Here is a 19,430-nt window from a genome sequence, read left to right on the forward strand (position 1 = left end):
GATCTGTACAAGAATCGTGGGACACAAGGTTAGGGTACGTAAAGTCGACTGCTTAGTCAGGAATTGAGCACGACCTGATGTTCAAGGCTCGATTCCCTGCAGACCTTTGGGTACCATGTTGCGCCTTCCGATGCCCTGCCGTTTGCAGGGCATCGTGGTTCAGGCAGTCTGCACAGGCATTCGGGCACCCGTTGCCCCTCCTGTCCGGCACTCCTGTCCGAGCTGATCGGCAGTCTCCGATCGTAACCGACCATAGCGCCTTGCCGGACAGGCAGTGCAGCCAAGGGCAGAGACCACTCCCATGCTGGAACGTCTTTTCAAGCTCAGTGAACACGGCACCAACGTGCGTACTGAAGTCATCGCCGGATTTACCTCTTTCCTGGCGATGGCTTATATCATCTTCGTAGCGCCCTCGATGCTGGCTTCGACCGGCATGGATCACGGCGCCGTCTTCGTGGCGACCTGTCTGGCCGCGGCGATTGGCTGCTTGATCATGGGACTCTACGCCAACTATCCCATCGCACTGGCGCCGGGCATGGGGCTGACGGCCTTCTTCACGTACACGGTTGCTGGCCAGATGGGTGTGCCGTGGCAGGTGGCTCTCGGGGCAGTCTTCCTGTCAGGTGTCAGCTTCTTCCTGCTCTCCGCTTTCAAGATTCGTGAGTGGATCATCAATGCCATTCCCGCCTCGCTCAAGACAGGCATTGCCGCAGGTATCGGCCTGTTCATGGCGATCATTGCGCTGCAGGGCAGTGGCATCGTGGTGGATGCGCCGGGCACGTTGGTGACGCTGGGCGATCTGTCCTCGCCGTCCGCCATGTTCGCGCTGCTGTCCTTCTTCCTTATCGTGGCGCTGTCCTATCGCAAGGTCATCGGTGCGGTGATGATCGGCATCTTGAGTGTCACCTTTCTGGCAACGCTGACCGGCAACAATGATTTCCATGGCTTTGCCTCGATGCCACCGAGCATCGTGCCGACATTGGCGGAACTGGACATTGCCGGCGCCTTCAATCTAGGCATGGTCTCGATCATCTTCGCGTTCTTGTTCGTTGATCTTTTCGATACATCTGGCACGCTGATTGCCGTCTCTCAGCAGGCGGGGTTGACCAATGAGCGCGGCCACCTGCCGCGTCTGGGACGTGCGCTGATGGCAGACTCAAGCGCCACCATGGTCGGGTCCGTGATGGGAACCTCCAATGTCACCAGTTATATCGAGTCTGCTACCGGCGTGGCCGCAGGCGGGCGTACTGGTCTGACGGCTGTCGTGGTCGCAGGCTTGTTTCTCGTCAGCCTGTTCCTGTCGCCACTGGCGACCTCCATTCCGGCCTTTGCCACTGCCGGCGCGCTTCTCTACGTTGCCTGTCTGATGACCGGTGGACTGGCGCGCATCGACTGGAACGATATTACCGAAGCAGCACCAGTGGTGATTGCCACTCTGGTGATGCCATTGACCTATTCGATTGCCAACGGGATCGCGCTGGGTTTCATCAGCTACGCCGTGATCAAGCTGTTCTCTGGCCGCTATCGTGATTTGAGCCCGGGGCTGGTGATTCTCGCCATCCTGTTCGCCTGCAAATATCTGTTCCTCGACGGAGCCCTCTAATGAGCATCTACAGCGATTATATCAAGTCTGTCATTCGTACCGTGCCGGACTGGCCCCAAGAGGGTGTCAACTTCCGTGATATCACGCCGGTACTGCAGAATTCTGCTGCGTTCCGCAAGTTGATCGACTCTTTCGTGCACCGCTATCAGGAGATGGAAATCGATGCCATCGCCGCTATCGATGCACGTGGCTTCATCATCGGTGCGCCGCTGGCCTACGAGCTAGGTTGTAGCTTCGTGCCGGTGCGCAAGAAGGGCAAGCTGCCGTTCAAGACCATCAGCGAGACCTATACGCTGGAATATGGTGAGTCGACTGTCGAGCTACACTCTGACGCTTTCCGCGAGGGCGATCGCATTCTGGTGATGGATGACCTGATCGCGACTGGCGGTACGATGCTGGCTGCTTGCAAGCTGATTGAGCGCAGTGGCGGGATCGTGGTCGAGACAGCAGCGATCATCGATCTGCCGGAGCTTGGTGGTTCTGCCAAGATTCGCGAAGAAGGCCACAGTGTCTTCGCCGCGTGCAGCTTCACTGAATCCGAATAAGTCATGTCTCATGACGATGGCCCTGTCTCTTGGCAGGGCCATCGTCGTTGCTACCGCCAACCAAGCCGCCGCTCTGCTTGGTTGGCGGTAATGCTTTCCGTCCTTGTACGGTGGTCTTCAAGCCACCATGCTTCATTTCTGTTTTGTCATTGCGAGTGACCACCATGTCTTCCGAACGCTATCACGACCATTTCATCGTCTCCTGGGATCAGCTGCACCGCGACGTGCGCGCGCTTTGCCACACGCTGATCGGCCGCGATTTCAAGGGCATCATTGCCATCACCCGTGGTGGCCTGATTCCGGCTGGCCTGATCGCTCGTGAACTGGGTATCCGTCACATCGATACCGTCTGCATCAAGAGCTACCACGACCACATGGAGCAGGGTGGCCTGGAAGTGGTCAAGGGTGTTGATCACGATGGCGATGGCTGGTTGCTGGTCGATGACCTGGTCGATACCGGCAATACTGCGCGCGCCGTGCGTGACATGCTGCCCAAGGCACACTTCGTGACCGTCTATGCCAAGCCGGAAGGTCGTCCGCTGGTCGATGGTTTCATCACCGAAGTGCCGCAGAGCTGCTGGATCCAGTTCCCGTGGGATATGGGAATCGCTTATGTCGAGCCGATTTCCGAGCAGCTCAAGAAGCAAGAGAGCGATAGCTGACATGCCGCTGGAGACTGCCACTTCCGGTAGCTCCGAGGTGCTGCCTGCCGATTGGCAGGCGCATCTCGGGCAGGAATTTCACGCTGACTACATGCAGCGGCTCAAGATGTTTCTGCGTGCCGAGAAAGACGCTGGCAAGATCATCTATCCGCATTCCAGCGACTGGTTTCGTGCCTTCTGGCTGACACCACTCTCCGATGTGAAAGTCGTGATACTGGGCCAAGACCCTTATCACGGGCCGGGGCAGGCACATGGCTTGTGCTTCTCCGTGCGTCCCGGAGTGCGCCCACCGCCCTCGCTCAAGAACATCTACAAGGAACTGGCGTCCGATGTCAGGGTCGAACCCGTCGATCACGGTTTCCTGGAAAATTGGGCAAAGCAGGGCGTTCTGCTACTCAACAGCGTGCTGACGGTGGAGCAGGCCAAGGCCGCTTCTCATCAAAAGCAAGGTTGGGAACAGTTCACCGACCGAGCCATTGACGTGATCAACCAGCACTGTGAGGGAGTCGTCTTCCTTCTCTGGGGGGGTTATGCCCAGAAGAAGGCGAGCGCCGTGGATAGCCAGAAACACCTGGTATTGCATGCGCCGCACCCCTCACCGTTAGCGGCTCATCGCGGCTTCTTCGGCTCGCGGCACTTCTCACAGGCCAATGCCTGGTTGGAATCACGTGGCGATGTGCCGATAGATTGGCAGTTGCCATTGGCTCATGCATTAGAGTAAACACGGAATAGCACATTGACGGATTCGACATTGCAAGGGCCGCGCGCGGGCCATCTGATCAGTCTCAAGAACTTGGGGGGGGCAGAACGCACTTTTACCAACTTTTTTCGGATGGCAGTGAAGGAGCGGGATCATCATGTCTTGCTACAGACCCCCGTCATACACTCCATGTTACAGCCGGCCTATGCTGATTACGTAGACCGTGTGCACAATATAAAGTGCTATCGGGGTATCAAGGTGCCACGTCAGATTCGTTGGTTACGTGATATCTGTCAGGCACGACTGCTTGAAGAGGAAGAAATTCAGGCCATTGTGGTGTGGAACAAGTTTCGCCATCATCCGCTACATTTCCCTGAACATATCAGTCTCATTCACTATGAGCATGGTGCCGCCTGGTTCGTGGAGCCTTCGCCTGAGATCCATGAGTACCTTTCCAAGGTCGATGGCATCATCTGCAACTCCTACGCTGCCAGTCGCATGTTGCAGTTATCACTCGGGATCAGTGAGTCATTGCCCTACAAGGTGGTACGCAACTCCATCGTGTTGCCCGAGACAAGTGCCGAGCATGGCGGAGAGCACTTCCGCATCGGTTTTGCAGGTCGGCTTACAGGGCTCAAGGCACCTATCATTGCAATCGAGGCTTTGAGGGAATTGAAAGGCAGTGTGCCACATGCTGAACTCTGGATCGCAGGGGAAGGGGGGCTGGAAGAGGCGTTGAAAGCACAGGTCAAGCACTGGGGGCTTGAGGAAAGCGTGCGTTTCTGTGGCCTGCTCGATGACATGAGCGAGTTCTACGCATCCCTGGATGCGTTCGTATGCCCTTCATGGCGTGAACCCTTTGGCAATGTTGTCCAGGAAGCTCTCGCTCATGGCGTACCTGCCATTGTCGGTAATGTTGATGGCCTTCCTGAGCAGATAACGCAAGGTATCAATGGTGAGGTGCTTTCTCCACGAAGAAGTCGAGAGGAACTTGCCGTCTATGGCAAGGACTTTACCCAGGGGCCTGATCGAGTTTATAGCCCCGAGAAAGATGCCATTGTGATTGCCAAGGTTCTTGACCCTGTTGACATAGCCAGTGTTCTTGAGCGTTGGGCGGCATCACCTCAGCAGCGTCGGAGGATGGGGGAGTCAGCACGTGAGATCATTGCACGTGATTTCTGTCAGCAGAATTATTGCCGCGGAATTGGTGACTTCATTGAGCATATTGTCATGGGTTGAAATTGGATATCATGAGAGGTATCGCCCTCATGATATCCAATACAAGGTTGTCAGAAAATAAAGCAGTTTAATATTCAGGTTTTCTTAATGCATATTGTTGTAATGTTTAATTAACTGCTGAGGTTATAAGGTTTCATGTTTTTTGCGTTTTTGCACGATGCGATGATCTTTCTTTCCACTTTTCTTCTCTAGACTGCTGTAACAGTATGCATGTTACATATCCTGTCTTAGGTTAGCCTTTCTCTCATATTAAAGAGAGGCTCCCTTCAATCCTAGAGTGACGTCATGTGGCAAAGAAATGATTTTCCTTATCGCAAGCACTTTGTGCAGAACAAGTGCATCTTTATTCATATCCCCAAGGCAGCAGGGACTTCTGTACTGGCGGCTTTGGGAAAGAAGAAAGAGAAGGGGCGGGATCACATCTCCTGGCAGACTTACAAGAAGGCCAGCAATAGAAAGTTCAAGACATATTTCAAGTTTTCCTTCGTCAGAAATCCTTATGACCGAGCGCATTCAGCTTATCGCTATATATTGAGTGGTGGTAATCAAGGTGCTCAAGATTTGGCGGTCGCAAAGGAAATAGAAAACTATTCTGATTTTGATGATTTTGTCGAGCAGGCTTTATGGAAAGGTACTTTTCGTAGTCACCTTCTTTTCTTGCCGCAGTCCAATTTCATTATGGATGCGAATGAAACTCTAATGGTAGACTTCCTCGGATATTTTGAAACACTCGAGCAGGATTTCAAGCAGATTGCCGATAGATTGAGTATCCGGTGTGACATTACTCATCGTAACAAAGGGCATGCAACTACAGGGGATAGTGGGGCTGGCATGGCCGCGGCTACCAGGGAGAAGCTGGCTATCCTTTATGCTCAGGATTTCGCCAACTTTGGTTATGCCTTTTGAAAGCAAGGTGAGCGTAAAAAACTCGCAAACTAAAGTATAGCGAATTACCTCAAAGTCTTAACATATACAGTACTTTCCGAATTTCTAGCATCTTGTTACTCTTGTATCAATGAGTCAGGGAAGTACTGTGTATGGTGGGATATTCTTGTACCCTGGTAGTTTCTCAATGAGTCTCCAGCTATTCGCATCAAGCGTAGAGTATAAACGGTTCATTGACTGCACATCAATGAGATCAGTCAATATTGAATGGATAAATCTTCCTGCCTGAAGAGATAATTATCCAGAAGAGAGCTGATAATCACTGGTTAGAAGCCTCTATTGTTATATTTATTCCTTGCTATCTTATTTATTTTTAGTGAAATCCTTTAACTCGCTCAGGATGAAGATTTCATTGGAGGCAATAGGGCGGGATTTCGATTGAGTGATAACTAGCCATCACATTCGTTCAGGAAATGATATGAAACGGAAGCCTAGAACCGGACATCTTGTCAGCCTCAAGAACCTTGGAGGTGTCGAGCGACACTTCTCGCGCTTTCTGAGCACGATGCTGGAGGCTGGGCATGACTATCATGTATTGCCGATGACGACCAAGCTTCACCCTATCGTGCAGAAAGAACAGGGCCAACACTTGGTTCGCTTCCATTCGATAAAGGGGCCGTGGGGCTTCAGTTTTCCTCGTCAGATTCCTAGGCTGCGCGATGCTTATCAGCGAGCTCTTTTCAAGAAGCTGGAGCTTGATCAGCTCGTGGTCTGGAACAAGTACCACAACTTTCCTGTAGCGTTCCCATCTGACCTTCCCATCGTTCACTTCGAGCGTGGTAGTGCCTGGTTTGTTGAACCCTCGCCTGAAGTGAAAGAATACCTGTCACGCTGGACGGGCGTGATATGCAACTCCCATGCCTCTCTTCGCATGTTGCAGCTCAAGCTGGGATTGTCCTCTGAGTGCCCGGCCTTGGTCGCTCGAAATGCAATGGAACTCCCGGAGCAGATGGCATCACATGATTCAAAGGTATTTCGACTTGGTTTTGCCGGACGTTTGACAGCCTTGAAGGCCCCGGTTGTAGCACTTGAAGTGATCAAGCTATTACGTGAAACGGCATTAAATGTGGAGCTGCACGTTGCAGGTGATGGCCCACTGCGCCAGCCCCTTGAAAAACTGGCAGCACAGTGGGATATGAGCGACATTGTTCATTTCCATGGTGCTGTGCAGGATATGTCAGCCTTCTATCAAAAGCTTGATGCCTTCATCTGCCCCTCCTGGAGGGAGCCTTTCGGGAATGTAGTGCAAGAAGCACTGGCGCATGGTGTACCGGCAATCGTTGGAGATGTAGATGGATTGCCCGAGCAGGTGGCACATGGGAAGAACGGTGCCGTTCTAACACCTGAGCGATCAATCAGTGAGTTAGGGCAGTATGATGCAGCTTTTGTTGGCCCTGAGGTCTGTGTTTACTCTCCACAGCAAGACGCTATCGTCGTTGCCAAGGTCATCTCAGCAATGGCGGCGGCAGAGATTATTGAGAGCTGGATGAAAGAGCCGCAAAAAAGAAGTGAGATGGGCAAGGTTGCGCGTGAAATTATCCAAAACGACTTTGATTACCATCACTATTGCCAGTCAATAGCAGACTTTCTTGGTCGACTTGTCACTGATAGCTGAAATTCCATTTATTGATGGAACTATGAATCGTTAGATTAGGTGTTGCAATTGACATTTCAGTATTAGCCTATCTAATTATTTATTCTCCTCTCCTATTCCCGTAGTTAAGAATCATTTTCGTTTACAGGAAGCCTTTTGGTATGGGCTTGGTATCATTTTGATTTTTAACAACTTTCTAATGATGCAATGAACCTTTGGTTGAGTGAAAAATGAGGCTACTGTTCCGGGTAAGCTTCTGGTCATATACGACAAAAATGTGTATAATTGATGAAGCTTTTATGAATTTTTATCCGCTTTCTTGGCAAGCAGGGCACCGTCCTTCATTACGGTGCCCTGCTTGCCGTCTGGCCTCAGGAATTGCCCTATAATCCTGGGGCGGTAGCGTGTCTGAGTTATATATTATAGGGCTGCCTCCCTAGCGAGCTATATAAATTATGGGTCGCGTGAATATAAATTATGTTAAAGTAAATGAGCGTGCTTCAGTATGTATTTAAATTTTCTTTCAGTATGGATTGATCTGTCCAAATACTTTGTTAAAAAAAGCAGTTATTATTTCATGGCATCATTATTGCTTGCATGCTCTAAAGTAATTCAGACAATTGCTTTTTTTTTACCGATAAAAGTTTTGATAATGTTGTCATTGAAAAAACCACCTGATTATTTTCAATTAATATCAGATTGGATTAGTTATGAAGATTTTATAATAACAATTTTAGCTTTAGTTCCAGGGTTTTATTTGTCATATATGCTCATAGGATTAATATATCGAAAAATGATTGATAAAGATTTAGCTTTGATTTGGAATTCTAGTTTCGAAAAGAATAATTTCTTCCTGAAAGGGAAGCACTTAAGGGTTGCTTATGGACAAACGTCAAGATTAAATAGTGATATTTTTATATGCATTATAATATTATGTATGTCAGCCATAGTTAGTTTCTATATAACGAGCTCGTTGATAGCACTCTCATTAGTAGTGTTATTAATTTTTTTGAGGTACGGTTTTGCAGCTAAGGAAGATGATAGAGTTACTTTTATAGGGCTACATAGAAAACAATTAGTTGAATATATATCAGCTATGGTTTATTTAGCTTTATTCTTCATTTTGGTAGGTTTAGTTTACTATAAGGTTCTAGGTACTTATGAAACGATATTTCTACTTCTTATCTCTAGACTTTATATACAGAGTTTGCAAAGGGCTTTGGTAGAAAGCTTTCATTTCCAAGCTAATATAAAATAAGCAGATATCAACAAGATGCATCATAAGGACTTATATATGAAAATTAGTATTATCGTTCCAGTGTATAATGCCGAGAAATATCTGGCGCAATGTTTAGAATCACTGGTACAACAAACAATAGATATTTATGAAGTCATTGTAGTAAATAATAACAGTCAAGATGCTAGTCAGTCTATCATTGATAAATATTCTGAAAGTTATCCAGATGTTATTAAGCCTACAAACGAAGCTCAAGCAGGTGTGTCCCATGCTAGAAATAAAGGACTTTCTATAGCCACCGGGAATTATATAGGGTTTGTTGATGCTGACGATTATGTAGAAATTGAAATGTTTCAGAAGCTATATGATTCAGCTATGGAAAACTCATCAGAAATTGCTATAGGGTGTAGAAATAATGTATTTGAATCAAATTTAAAAAAATCAAAAATATATCCTGAAAATTTTTTTAATTCATTGAACTATAAAGAAGGAAATGGGTTTCTGAGGAAAGTATCACTTTTCGTATGGGATAAGATTTTTAGCAGAAAAATGATCGAAGAAAATGGAATACAATTTGATGATAATTTAAGATATGCAGAAGATTATGTCTTTCTAATGAAGTGCTTTATTGGATCAAGTAAAGTATCTGTTGTTAACGAACCGTTATATAACTATCGTGTTAGTTCACAAGATAGTGTTTCTAATAAAATTTCTGAATCAATTTTAGATACACCTATAGCGCTTCGCGTCATTATCGATCTCTTGATTAGAGATGGATCTTTTACAAGGAATAAAGAAGATATATATAAAGTGGTTTTAGGTTATTATGGCCGAAGGTTAAAAGCATTTTCTAATCAAAATGGAAAAGCAACTCAAGTTAAGTATTCTCAAAAAATGCGGAGCTTAATGGATGAGCACTTTGCTGATGTGAAATCCGCACCATTAATTTTAAATAAAAATGAAGCTTTAGCCAAGAAGTTAGATACAAAAATTAAAAATGATATTTATATACTGTCGCCAAACTTAGTTAAATCTTCACTGATCAAGTTAAATCGTCTAAGAAGAAAATCATTTATAAAGAAGAATTTATACTTTTTTTCCAGAAGCTGGATGCCTTTGAGTGAAAATAGAGCATTGTATGCTTCGTATTCTGGTGCTAGCTTAAGCGGTTCACCTTACTATTTGATGCAAGATGCTATTTTAAATAATAGTAATGTTAAGGCTTCATTCTTATCTAATAATATTAGAAGAGATAGTAGTTTTCTCATTAAAAACGATATCAAAGGTGTAGAGTTACTTTCTACTAGATCTATAAAATATTTATATAGATTGGCTACCTGTAAGTACTTGATCACCAATTCAAGATTTCCGACCTTTTTTGTAAAGCGTGAAAACCAGATACTGCTTAATACATGGCATGGCACCCCTCTAAAGACGTTAGGTTTAGATATAAAACAAGGTGCAGTTGATTTATGGAGAAATCAAACGCAATTTTTAATGTCAAATTATTTTTTGACTCCAAATCCTTATGCCAAATCTTCTTTGCTAGGAGCTTATGGGTTAGATAAATTATACAATGGTGAGGTGTTAGAGAGCGATTACCCACAGAATCAGATAGCAACTTTTGAGAGTAAAAAAGTTGAAATAAAAAAGCTTTTAAATATAGAAAATAAAAGAGTTATAGCTTATATGCCAACATGGAGAGGCTTAAGTGCAGGAAGTTTGAATGTTATTGAACAAACAAATATATATTACCAGTTGTTTGACTATCTGGAAAATAATTTACAATCTGACTGTGTAGTGTATTATAATCTTCATCAGTTAGTAGCTTCAAAAATAAAGCTATATAATAGCTCAAAGATAAAGCCATTTCCTAGTGGCTTCGAAAATTACGAGTTTTTATGTTGTACAGATATATTAATTACTGATTATTCTAGTATAATGTTCGATTATGCGGCGACAGGTAAGCCAGTGTTTTTATATATACCTGATAAAGAGGAATATCTTAGCGAGCGAGGCTTATATTTTCCTATAGAAGAGCTTCCATTTACAAAGAGTGAAGATCTTGCTAGTTTGCTAAGTGAAATTGAAAAATCTAGAGAAATATCTCCGGTAGAGATAGACTTGGATAACTTTAATATTGCTCCTTATAGAGAAAGCAATATTGCTCCTGCTCGATATATAAATTCTAAATTTTTTGGTGAAATTCAAGATAGAACTGACACCAAAGAACCTTCGCTCTTGGAGCATATAAATAAAGTAGTATTTCTTTCTGACCATATGTCAAAAGAAGAACGTGAGTTTATAGTTTTTAATCGTAATAATAAAAATATTGTATATATTCTAGATGCTAATACTTTTAGTGATGACATAAATTCTTATTTAAATGACAATAATGCTACTTTAATTGTCATTCCAAGCGATACACTCTTTTCATTGTTGAATATGATTGAAATAAGATTGTGGAGAATGACTGGATATTTTAAATTATTTGCACGTAGAGCTTATAAGAAAGAACTTGCAAGAATACTGCCAAATTTAAAGTTCACAGAGATTGAATGCTTTTCTAGAAGGACCAAGTATAATGAAATAAAAAGTATTTTTAGTCCTGAATGATTTCTATAGTTATTTTGCTGAATAGTGGTTTAGGAGAGTTTATGAGAAAAGAAATAATTATTATAACCTATGGAACATTTGATATGTTTCATATAGGACACCTCAATCTTCTCAAAAAACTCAGTGAGTTAGGTGATCGCCTTATCGTTGGTGTGTCTACGGATGAGTTCAATTTGCTTAAAGGCAAGAAAACTCTCATACCCTATGATCAACGTGCCAAGATTGTCGAGGCAATTGAGTGTGTAGACCTTGTTATCCCTGAAAATGATTGGAATCAAAAGGTGCATGATGTCAAAGAGTATAATGTGAATACCTTTGCCATAGGAGAAGATTGGAAAGGAAAGTTCGATTTTCTCCAAGAGCATTGTGAGGTTTTATATCTAGAGCGTACAAAAGATATCTCTACAACAGATCTGAAGCGCTCTCTGAAGCGCTTCTTATCGATTCCCCATGAGGATCTCATAAAGGCATTTGAAGTCCTCGAATTACTCCGTAGAGACCTAGAGTAACCGTGAAGTCATATACATTATGAAAGCACAAAATCGAGTTCTTAGTGGCTATACAATGTACACCACTGAGTTTGTACGTCTGGTCGACTTCTGCATCGTGATCCTGGCTGGTTTCAGTGCGCATTGGTTTCATTTTGGTGTGTTGGATATCTCTGAGAGATATGGATGGGGTATGTTGCTGGGCAGTTTATTGGCTCTTCTAGTCCTCCCGCACTTCAATATATATCGCTCTTGGCGTGGGCAGGTACGTTTCCGCCTTGTGTTCCAGATTGTTGCCGGTTATCTGATGCTTGGGGGGTTATTGGCATTGGTCATGTTCATGACCAAGACGGGAGATAAGTTCTCGCGGCTATGGGTTGGCTACTGGATGATCAGTGCCGGGGGGTACTCCATACTAGCTCGAGCTATTGCCTATCCCATACTCAATCGCTTGCGTGCCAAGGGTAAAAACCGCAAGAGTGTTCTGCTTATTGGGGATGTACACACTTGTGAGCGAGTAACGCGTCAGCTTTCTACTGTTGTTACTGCAGGCTTCGATGTTGGCCGCGTCATCTTGACGGACCAATGGAGTGAGTGGCGATATACCGATATTGCAGTAGAGTCCTACGAGCCAGGTGCGCAAATTGCACATGCAGAACAAGAGGTGTGGATTTGCCTACCGCTGGTACAAGGTAATCTTGTACGTGAGATACAGTCAGAGCTTAGCCTGACAACCTGCAACGTACGTTATATGCCCGATATGAGTGACTTTCGCTTGATCAATCACGATGTATCTGATGTTGCCGGGTTGTTTATGCTAGATCTAAGCTGTAGTCGAATGTCATTGGGTGCACAATTGCTCAAGTGGGTTGAGGATCGCTTGTTATCCCTGCTCATTGTCATTTTATTATCACCTCTGTTGCTGCTGATAGCGCTCTTGGTAAAGTGCACCTCTAGAGGCCCTGTTTTTTACACACAAGAGCGTGTGGGTCTGAACGGTAGGCCATTCAAGATGTTGAAATTTCGCTCCATGCCGGTGAATAGTGAGGTGGGCGGAGTACAGTGGGGGAATGCTAAATCTAAAGATACTACCTGTATTGGACGTTTCCTCAGGAAGTCCAGTCTTGATGAGTTACCTCAGTTTCTGAACGTCCTGCGAGGGGATATGTCTATTGTAGGCCCACGTCCAGAACGCACGATTTTTGTACAGAAGCTTCGTCACGAAATCCCCGGCTATATGCAGAAGCACATGGTAAAGGCAGGGATTACCGGATGGGCTCAGATTAACGGCTGGCGTGGCGATACAGACTTGGCGAAGCGAATTGAATGTGATCTCTGGTATGTAGAGCATTGGTCTTTATGGCTTGATATTCGCATTATCATTCTGACTTTGTTCAAAGGGCTAATCAATAAGCATGCGTACTGATCAGGTGAATCAACATGAAGGTTGAATTGGAAAAATCGTATCGGCTTCTCCGATTCTTGAATAAGCCACGACATAAGATGATTCGTTATCCGCTTGCCTTCCTAGCGGGCGTAGGGGTTTTGACGGTTGGCGCACCGATGTCGGTCGCCAAGGACAGCATGCAATTGGCTGCTCGTAGCAACGGTTTGAAAATAGTGGTTCGTCGAGCTATCTGGTTTGTACACACAGGGTGGGTTCCAGTAGCGATCTGCTCTGATTTTTTCTTTGATATATCAGAGAAGATGTCCGAGAAGGCCAGCCATGACCTTCTGGCATGGCTGGAGACGAATACCCGAATCAGTGATTTTGAACGCCATGTATGGCAGGCGGACCTTCATGGGGGCGTGCTTGAGAATCGTGTGAGTCAACCTATGAATGGTGTTGATGCACGCAAGGAGAAAGCATCTCGAGAGCTGCTATTGACCCCACAAGATAGCCTTTGGGATACAGACCAAGCATTCGTTGGTAGCGTGAATGCTGCGCTGGAGGCCATCACAGTGATGCTCGCAACGCCTTCGGCCGACACACGGCCTACACATACCTTTCAGAAGGCGGGTGAATCCTTCGATAAGGCTGATGCCTATCAGACGATCAGTGATTACAGATCACTCATGGAGTCGATCAAGTGGCCTTGGTATGTAATTAGTGGCACCTTATTGGGAGCCGTTCGAGAAAAGGACTTTCTTGGTCACGATTACGACATTGATATTGGTATTGATGAAGATGTGTTTGATATTCAGGTATTGAGAGACGCTGTCGCAGCTTCTGTAAATACGTGGTTCATAAAATCCGAAAGCTATTGCACTTTCCGTGAGGTAGAGTCCAAGGATAAGGTCCGTTACTCCCAGCTAGAGCAGCCAATCCTCGTCAAACTCGTACATTGTTCTGGCTTGGTAGCGGACTTGTTCGTACATGTCAGGGATGGGAATATCCTATGGCATGGCTCTGCCATCCATCGCTGGGATAATTCCTCCTTTACCTTGGCCGAATACCCGCTGGGAGATGAGACAGTCCATGGCGCCTCGGATGCGGACCGCTATCTAACAGAAAATTATGGTGACTGGCGGACGCCTGTGACGAGTTTCGACTGTAGTATTGATCCCCCAAACATCCGCTATTCCCGAACGGCACGCTCTGTGACCTACCTTAGCAAGGTGATATACCGATACTTATTGGATGGCGAAAATGAGCGAGCTCGTGTTTATCTGAATGCTCTCGTATCGGATGGAATGATCGTCAGTACACACAATGGCTATCGTTATCAGTAAGCGGCATCTCGCCCATTTCGGCTGAGTGGCTGGGGCTCGCTTAACATTGCATCCGTGCTCGGCTAGAATGCGTCACAATTTGCCAGCCTGCCTGTTTGCCATTGTCCCGCATCGGCAGTGCAGTGCAGTGCTGCGCATCGTGAGCATCATCTTCTGTCCCAAGAGGTATTTCCATGAGCGTCCATGCCATCAATCATCCATTGGTCCAGCACAAGCTTGGCCTGATGCGCGCGGCAGGCATCAGCACCAAGAGCTTCCGTGAGCTGGCCAGTGAGGTCGCCAAGTTGCTGACCTATGAAGCGACCCAAGGCCTGGAGCTCGAGACCACCACGATTGATGCCTGGAGCGGCAACGAGCTCGAAGTCCAGAGCATCAAGGGCAAGAAGGTCACTATCGTGCCTATCCTGCGTGCAGGCCTTGGCATGTTGGAGGGTGTGACTGACCTGATCCCCAGTGCGCGTATCAGTGTGGTGGGGCTTTATCGCGACGAGGAGACACTCGAACCGGTGCCGTACTTCGAGAAGTTCGTCTCTGATCTCGATGAGCGTCTGGCGATCGTCATCGACCCGATGCTGGCGACGGGTGGCTCCATGATTGCAACACTGGACATGCTGAAGGCCAAGGGTTGCCAGCAGATCAAGGTGATCGTTCTGGTCGCGGCACCAGAAGGCATCGCCAAGGTGCAGGAATCCTATCCTGACATTGATATCTATACGGCCTCTGTCGATGACCGCCTCGATGAGAACGGTTATATCGTGCCGGGTCTTGGTGATGCCGGTGACAAGATCTTCGGGACGCGCTAAGCGCCTCGCTTGAGATCATCAAGACGCCCTGCGTATTCACGCGGGGCGTTTTTGTATCTGCTTAACCTGTCTATGCAGTCAGGTTAAGCGCATCCTTGCCAGTCACTGAAAAGAAAACTTCTCCATGTCGTCCTCTTCATCTTCTGATTCCTCCCCCGTTTCTTCTGCTTCCCCCGATACTGTTTTGCCTCCTGCGAAAGAGCCTTTCACGCTGACCACCGTCGTGACAGGCGCACAGATGTTATTTGTGGCGTTTGGTGCGCTCGTACTCGTGCCATTGCTGACAGGGCTTGATCCTAACGTAGCGCTCTTCACGGCTGGTGTCGGTACTCTGGTATTCCAGTGCGTCACCAAAGCGAGCGTGCCGGTCTTCCTGGCTTCATCATTTGCCTTCATTGCACCAATCCAGGGCTCGGTGGCCAGCTTCGGAATTCCGGCAACCATGGGGGGATTGTTCGTCGCGGGGCTTGTATATATCGCACTTGCACAGTGTATTCGCGTCAAGGGCGTTGGCATCGTGCATCGGCTCTTGCCCGCAGTGGTGGTCGGGCCGGTGATCATGGTTATTGGGCTGGCACTGGCACCGACAGCCGTCCAGATGGCCACGGGGGAATTCAGTGACAGCATCACGCACAGTCAGGCATTGATTTTGTCATTGATCAGTCTCGGGGTGACGTTACTACTGTCGATCTTCGGGCGCGGCATGTTGCGCTTGATCCCGATTCTGGGCGGTATTCTGACGGGCTACCTGTTGGGGCTTGCCATGGGGATCATCGACTTGTCGCCAGTACATGCGGCGCAATGGTTGGCACTGCCGAGCTTCACTGCCCCCGCCTTCGAGTTCTCAGCCATCCTGTTCATGATTCCGGTCGCTATCGCACCGGCGGTGGAGCATATCGGTGATATGGTCGCCATCGGCTCGGTGACGCGTCGCGATTACCTGAAGAAGCCGGGCCTGCATCGCACGTTACTGGGGGATGGTTTGGCGACGTCAGTGGCCTCCATGTTCGGCGGGCCGCCCAACACGACCTACTCGGAAGTGACGGGGGCGGTCATGCTGACGCGTAATTTCAATCCGCGGGTGATGACGGTGGCAGCGTGCGTGGCGATTTCACTCGCCTTCATTGGCAAGGTGGGGGCCATTCTTCAGACCATCCCGACACCAGTCATGGGGGGGATCATGTGCCTGTTATTTGGCTCCATCGCTGTGGTCGGGATGAATACACTGGTGCGTGCAGGTGACTCACTAACGGCGCCGCGTAACCTGGTGATTGCCTCCTTGATTCTGGTATTTGGTATTGGAGGCATGCAGGTCGGTGGCGGGCAGTTCACGCTTCAGGGCGTCAGCTTGGCCGCGATCCTCGGTATTGTGCTTAATCTGATACTGCCGCCAGCGAGAGAAGGAGAATGAGCTGTTCCGAAAGGGATATTGAATAATACACCTTACTGTTATGTGGGTAATGTTAGAATCGCGGTTTTACTTTATATAACGAGAGATGGCGATACGAAGATGATGCCGCTAAAAGTTTGGCAGAACGACCTGCATTGGAAAGGACCTGTGTGGTTGCTCGCTCTTGGCGCAGTGTCGTTAATGGCATACGCTTTCGCGCGAGTACTCTTTGACTCATCGATTAAACCCGTTGAACTGACGTTAGCGCTAAGCGGGTTGATAGCCTTCAGCGTCTGGGGGGGCTATTTGCGACGAAGCGTGATGTTGCTACTCGGCATGGCTATTCTCGTTCAGCTCATCGCTTGGGGGATGGGGAGGCTAGACCACCCTGAATGGACCAAGCTGTACCCCGATGTAGATCGTCTGGCTAAGCTTTTCATTTTTATTAGTATTGCCTGGTGGCTTAGAGGCAGTACGCGCAATACGTTGCTGATTTGGGGCTTGGCAGTTGTAGGTTTTTTGATAACAACGCTATTGGCCCCCGGTGGTGATGGTTGGGCGGCTGGGTTCACAGGAGAGCGTGTTGGTTTTGGAGTACGTAATAAGCAACATGCCTCCATGTTCTTCGGAGTTATCTGTCTTGGATTGACGGTATTTGCGCCTCGCTGTTTCATGCCCGGACCTTGGAGGGCGGCACGCATCCTGGCCTGGAGTTTAGCCATGGCGATAACAGTTGCCGGGATTGCAGTAGGGCAAACTCGGGCTATCTGGCTGGGGCTTACGGTTGCGCTCGCGACGGGATTGCTGCTCTGGAGCGCCCGAGTGGTACTGGCACAGGGAGCAAGGCGTCTCGTTAAGCCATTGGCATTGATCGTGATCTTGCTTGTCTTGATTGGCGGCATACTGGATTTTCTACTGGGTGATTCCATTCACCATCGCTTTAACAAGGAAAACGCCGTCATCTCTCAGGTATTGGAAGGCGATGTGTCAGGAGTGCCCTATACCAGCGTTGGGATTCGCATTCACAGTTGGGTGGCGGCTACTGATTGGATTACCGAGCGTCCAATGGTTGGCTGGGGTTCCGAAGGGCGAAGCCTGGTCATGGATGAAACCGAATGGCTACCAGAAAAGATATCGCAGAAATTTGGCCATCTACACAATTTCTTCCTGGAAATATGGGTGGGCTACGGTCTTCTGGGAGTGGCAGTCATTGCGGCACTGGCTATCTGGATTGGCCGAGCTACCTGGCTTGCATGGCGAGGTGGTGCCATGCCCGGTGATATGGCGTTGTTCGGCTCAGTCTTCTTTGTGTTCTGGATGATCGTCAATCAGTTCGAGTCCTATAATTCCTTCTGGACCGGTGTCTTTGTCCATAATCTTATTGTTGGGGGGCTAGTATCACATTACTGGCACTGGCGTACCGAGCAAGAAGAGGGGGCGAAGCTAGCTGAGGTGTGAGACCAGGTCCACTATAGACTGCCAGCGCCTGTCGCTTGTCTTATGTTTATTCTCAGCATGATTCGGCGTGTTCACTATAATCCCCCTGCTTCGGAACTCCGGAGTGGGGGGATTTACGTTTGTGTATTCTGATGACATTTCCGATATCGCATATGTGATAGATCCTCCGTAGGATAAGGCCCAAACGTGCAACGTGAGGATTCGATCTTGCGCACACTGGTAGTAGTGAGAAGCCTGAAAATGGGTGGAATGGAACGCGTCGCCGTCAATTTGGCCGACAGCTTGGCGACGGCAGGCCATGAGACTCATATGGTTACCTGGCGCAAGCGTGATCAGGTATTGGCGCCTGGCCATGAAGCGGTTCATTTGCATATGGTGCCGATTCAACAACGAGTCCGTCGTTCGGTGAGCGGGGCGGTGATGACGTTCGTGTCCCGCTTGCTACTGAACCCATTGATCCGTCGCTCGCATTTTGTATGGGTAGGGAGAGCAGGGGGTAAGGTGTTTTCGTATTGGCTCGACGCGTTTGAGCGTGAGCACGGCACAGTCGATCGGATCATCTTCCGCGGCTTGGGTACCTTCGAGCTGGTCTGGGGCTTTCAAGATCCGCGCGCACGTTATGTGCTCGAGAATCGCATTGACTTCAAGGGGCCGCAGTGGAAGCAGCGCTTGTTTGCGCGGTGTCTGCTACAAGGCAAGCATCTGGTTGGCGTGTCGGATGATGTCGCCCAAGGCGCGCGTGATGTCGCGCAGCGCCTTGGCGTTCAGCCCATGCATGTCGAGACCATCGTCAATGCCTGCCCGATTGACCAGATACGCAAGCAGGCGGTGCTGGACGAGCCGGATATTCCTGATGAACCATTCCTTCTCAACGTCGCGCGGCTAGTGCCCCAGAAGGACCACGCGCTGCTGCTTGAAGCCTATGCGTTGGCGCAGCCTGTCGAACGGTTGGTCATCGTCGGTGCAGGCCCCAAGCTCGAGGAGTTGCAGGCGCAGGCTGAGCAGTTAGGCATTGCTGAGCGTGTGACGTTTGCCGGGCAACGTGCTAATCCCTATGCGTGGATGCGTGCGGCCAAGCTGTTCGTGCTCAGCTCGCGAGTCGAAGGTATGGGTATTGTGCTGATGGAGGCGCTCGCCTGTGGAACGCCGGTCGTCTCGGTCGATTGCCGCGGTGGCATCCGCGAGATACTCAAGGGCGGACTTGAACAGGCGATCGCACCACATTCTGCCGAAGGGCTTGCGACACGTATGAACGAGCTACTGGCCGCCGGAGGATATCCGATCCGTGATGAATGGCTGGAAGACTTCTGTCCGCAGACCATGGTGAAACGCTTTCTCGCCGACCCTGCTCGCTCTGCCGACTCTGTAGATCCCGAAGCATTCCCCTGCTAGCGCACTCCATATGATTCTGCGTGTG

At 48.3% G+C, this 19,430-nt stretch carries 16 protein-coding genes; all 16 read left to right on the forward strand.

From position 1 onward, the window contains the following. Nucleotides 1-301 precede the first annotated feature (301 nt). The gene (locus tag CFN46_RS05870; protein WP_024952460.1) at nt 302-1,603 is read left to right on the forward strand and encodes an NCS2 family permease; all 1,302 of its coding nucleotides are present in this window, start codon (nt 302-304) and stop codon (nt 1,601-1,603) included. Next, complete coding sequence (locus tag CFN46_RS05875; protein WP_024952459.1) at nt 1,603-2,148, forward strand: adenine phosphoribosyltransferase; 546 nt, start codon at nt 1,603-1,605, stop codon at nt 2,146-2,148. The genes CFN46_RS05870 and CFN46_RS05875 overlap by 1 nt, the downstream gene beginning before the upstream one ends. A 164-nt stretch (nt 2,149-2,312) precedes the next feature. Next, nucleotides 2,313-2,810 carry a xanthine phosphoribosyltransferase gene (gene gpt, locus CFN46_RS05880; protein ID WP_024952458.1) on the forward strand — a complete coding sequence of 166 codons (498 nt, stop codon included), beginning with the start codon at nt 2,313-2,315 and terminating at the stop codon, nt 2,808-2,810. A gap of 1 nt (nt 2,811) precedes the next feature. Next, a complete protein-coding gene (ung, locus tag CFN46_RS05885) occupies nt 2,812-3,531 on the forward strand; it encodes a uracil-DNA glycosylase (RefSeq protein WP_088742936.1) in 720 nt (239 codons plus the stop codon). 141 nt (nt 3,532-3,672) lie between these two features. Further along, nucleotides 3,673-4,749 (forward strand): glycosyltransferase family 4 protein, encoded by a 1,077-nt coding sequence (locus CFN46_RS05890; protein WP_176426417.1) that lies wholly within the window; start codon nt 3,673-3,675, stop codon nt 4,747-4,749. A gap of 285 nt (nt 4,750-5,034) precedes the next feature. Then, the gene (locus tag CFN46_RS05895) at nt 5,035-5,655 is read left to right on the forward strand and encodes a sulfotransferase family 2 domain-containing protein (protein ID WP_088742938.1); all 621 of its coding nucleotides are present in this window, start codon (nt 5,035-5,037) and stop codon (nt 5,653-5,655) included. 457 nt (nt 5,656-6,112) lie between these two features. After that, a complete protein-coding gene (locus CFN46_RS05900) occupies nt 6,113-7,309 on the forward strand; it encodes a glycosyltransferase family 4 protein (RefSeq protein WP_088742939.1) in 1,197 nt (398 codons plus the stop codon). 556 nt (nt 7,310-7,865) lie between these two features. Next, entirely contained in the window at nt 7,866-8,546 is a 681-nt protein-coding gene (locus tag CFN46_RS05905; RefSeq protein ID WP_141103634.1) for a hypothetical protein, read from the forward strand. A 36-nt stretch (nt 8,547-8,582) separates the two neighbouring features. Beyond that, complete coding sequence (locus tag CFN46_RS05910; protein ID WP_176426418.1) at nt 8,583-11,141, forward strand: CDP-glycerol glycerophosphotransferase family protein; 2,559 nt, start codon at nt 8,583-8,585, stop codon at nt 11,139-11,141. A 41-nt stretch (nt 11,142-11,182) separates the two neighbouring features. After that, complete coding sequence (locus CFN46_RS05915) at nt 11,183-11,650, forward strand: adenylyltransferase/cytidyltransferase family protein (RefSeq protein ID WP_088742942.1); 468 nt, start codon at nt 11,183-11,185, stop codon at nt 11,648-11,650. A 55-nt stretch (nt 11,651-11,705) separates the two neighbouring features. Beyond that, a complete protein-coding gene (locus CFN46_RS05920) occupies nt 11,706-13,055 on the forward strand; it encodes an undecaprenyl-phosphate glucose phosphotransferase (RefSeq protein ID WP_088742943.1) in 1,350 nt (449 codons plus the stop codon). A gap of 14 nt (nt 13,056-13,069) precedes the next feature. Next, nucleotides 13,070-14,362 (forward strand): hypothetical protein, encoded by a 1,293-nt coding sequence (locus tag CFN46_RS05925; RefSeq protein ID WP_088742944.1) that lies wholly within the window; start codon nt 13,070-13,072, stop codon nt 14,360-14,362. A 173-nt stretch (nt 14,363-14,535) separates the two neighbouring features. Then, complete coding sequence (gene upp, locus CFN46_RS05930; protein ID WP_024952449.1) at nt 14,536-15,165, forward strand: uracil phosphoribosyltransferase; 630 nt, start codon at nt 14,536-14,538, stop codon at nt 15,163-15,165. 124 nt (nt 15,166-15,289) lie between these two features. Beyond that, nucleotides 15,290-16,576: a uracil-xanthine permease family protein gene (locus CFN46_RS05935; protein WP_088742945.1), complete on the forward strand. Its 1,287-nt coding sequence runs from the start codon at nt 15,290-15,292 to the stop codon at nt 16,574-16,576. A gap of 99 nt (nt 16,577-16,675) precedes the next feature. Then, nucleotides 16,676-18,013, forward strand: a complete 1,338-nt coding sequence (locus CFN46_RS05940; RefSeq protein WP_024952448.1) for an O-antigen ligase — start codon at nt 16,676-16,678, stop codon at nt 18,011-18,013. Between the two features lie 207 nt (nt 18,014-18,220). Next, complete coding sequence (locus tag CFN46_RS05945; protein ID WP_254918420.1) at nt 18,221-19,405, forward strand: glycosyltransferase; 1,185 nt, start codon at nt 18,221-18,223, stop codon at nt 19,403-19,405. The last annotated feature ends 25 nt before the right edge of the window (nt 19,406-19,430 follow it).

The sequence above is a fragment of the Cobetia sp. QF-1 genome (assembly GCF_002213105.1).
GTDB lineage: Bacteria > Pseudomonadota > Gammaproteobacteria > Pseudomonadales > Halomonadaceae > Cobetia > Cobetia crustatorum.

Excerpts from the sequence above, each read along its gene's own strand:
- CFN46_RS05920 (WP_088742943.1), top strand. The coding sequence starts at position 11,706 with ATGTACACCACTGAGTTTGTACGTCTGGTCGACTTCTGCATCGTGATC.
- CFN46_RS05935 (WP_088742945.1), top strand. The coding sequence starts at position 15,290 with ATGTCGTCCTCTTCATCTTCTGATTCCTCCCCCGTTTCTTCTGCTTCC.
- upp (WP_024952449.1), top strand. The coding sequence starts at position 14,536 with ATGAGCGTCCATGCCATCAATCATCCATTGGTCCAGCACAAGCTTGGC.
- CFN46_RS05910 (WP_176426418.1), top strand. The coding sequence starts at position 8,583 with ATGAAAATTAGTATTATCGTTCCAGTGTATAATGCCGAGAAATATCTG.
- CFN46_RS05875 (WP_024952459.1), top strand. The coding sequence starts at position 1,603 with ATGAGCATCTACAGCGATTATATCAAGTCTGTCATTCGTACCGTGCCG.
- gpt (WP_024952458.1), top strand. The coding sequence starts at position 2,313 with ATGTCTTCCGAACGCTATCACGACCATTTCATCGTCTCCTGGGATCAG.
- CFN46_RS05905 (WP_141103634.1), top strand. The coding sequence starts at position 7,866 with ATGGCATCATTATTGCTTGCATGCTCTAAAGTAATTCAGACAATTGCT.
- CFN46_RS05925 (WP_088742944.1), top strand. The coding sequence starts at position 13,070 with ATGAAGGTTGAATTGGAAAAATCGTATCGGCTTCTCCGATTCTTGAAT.
- ung (WP_088742936.1), top strand. The coding sequence starts at position 2,812 with ATGCCGCTGGAGACTGCCACTTCCGGTAGCTCCGAGGTGCTGCCTGCC.
- CFN46_RS05895 (WP_088742938.1), top strand. The coding sequence starts at position 5,035 with ATGTGGCAAAGAAATGATTTTCCTTATCGCAAGCACTTTGTGCAGAAC.
- CFN46_RS05870 (WP_024952460.1), top strand. The coding sequence starts at position 302 with ATGCTGGAACGTCTTTTCAAGCTCAGTGAACACGGCACCAACGTGCGT.
- CFN46_RS05940 (WP_024952448.1), top strand. The coding sequence starts at position 16,676 with ATGATGCCGCTAAAAGTTTGGCAGAACGACCTGCATTGGAAAGGACCT.
- CFN46_RS05915 (WP_088742942.1), top strand. The coding sequence starts at position 11,183 with ATGAGAAAAGAAATAATTATTATAACCTATGGAACATTTGATATGTTT.
- CFN46_RS05900 (WP_088742939.1), top strand. The coding sequence starts at position 6,113 with ATGAAACGGAAGCCTAGAACCGGACATCTTGTCAGCCTCAAGAACCTT.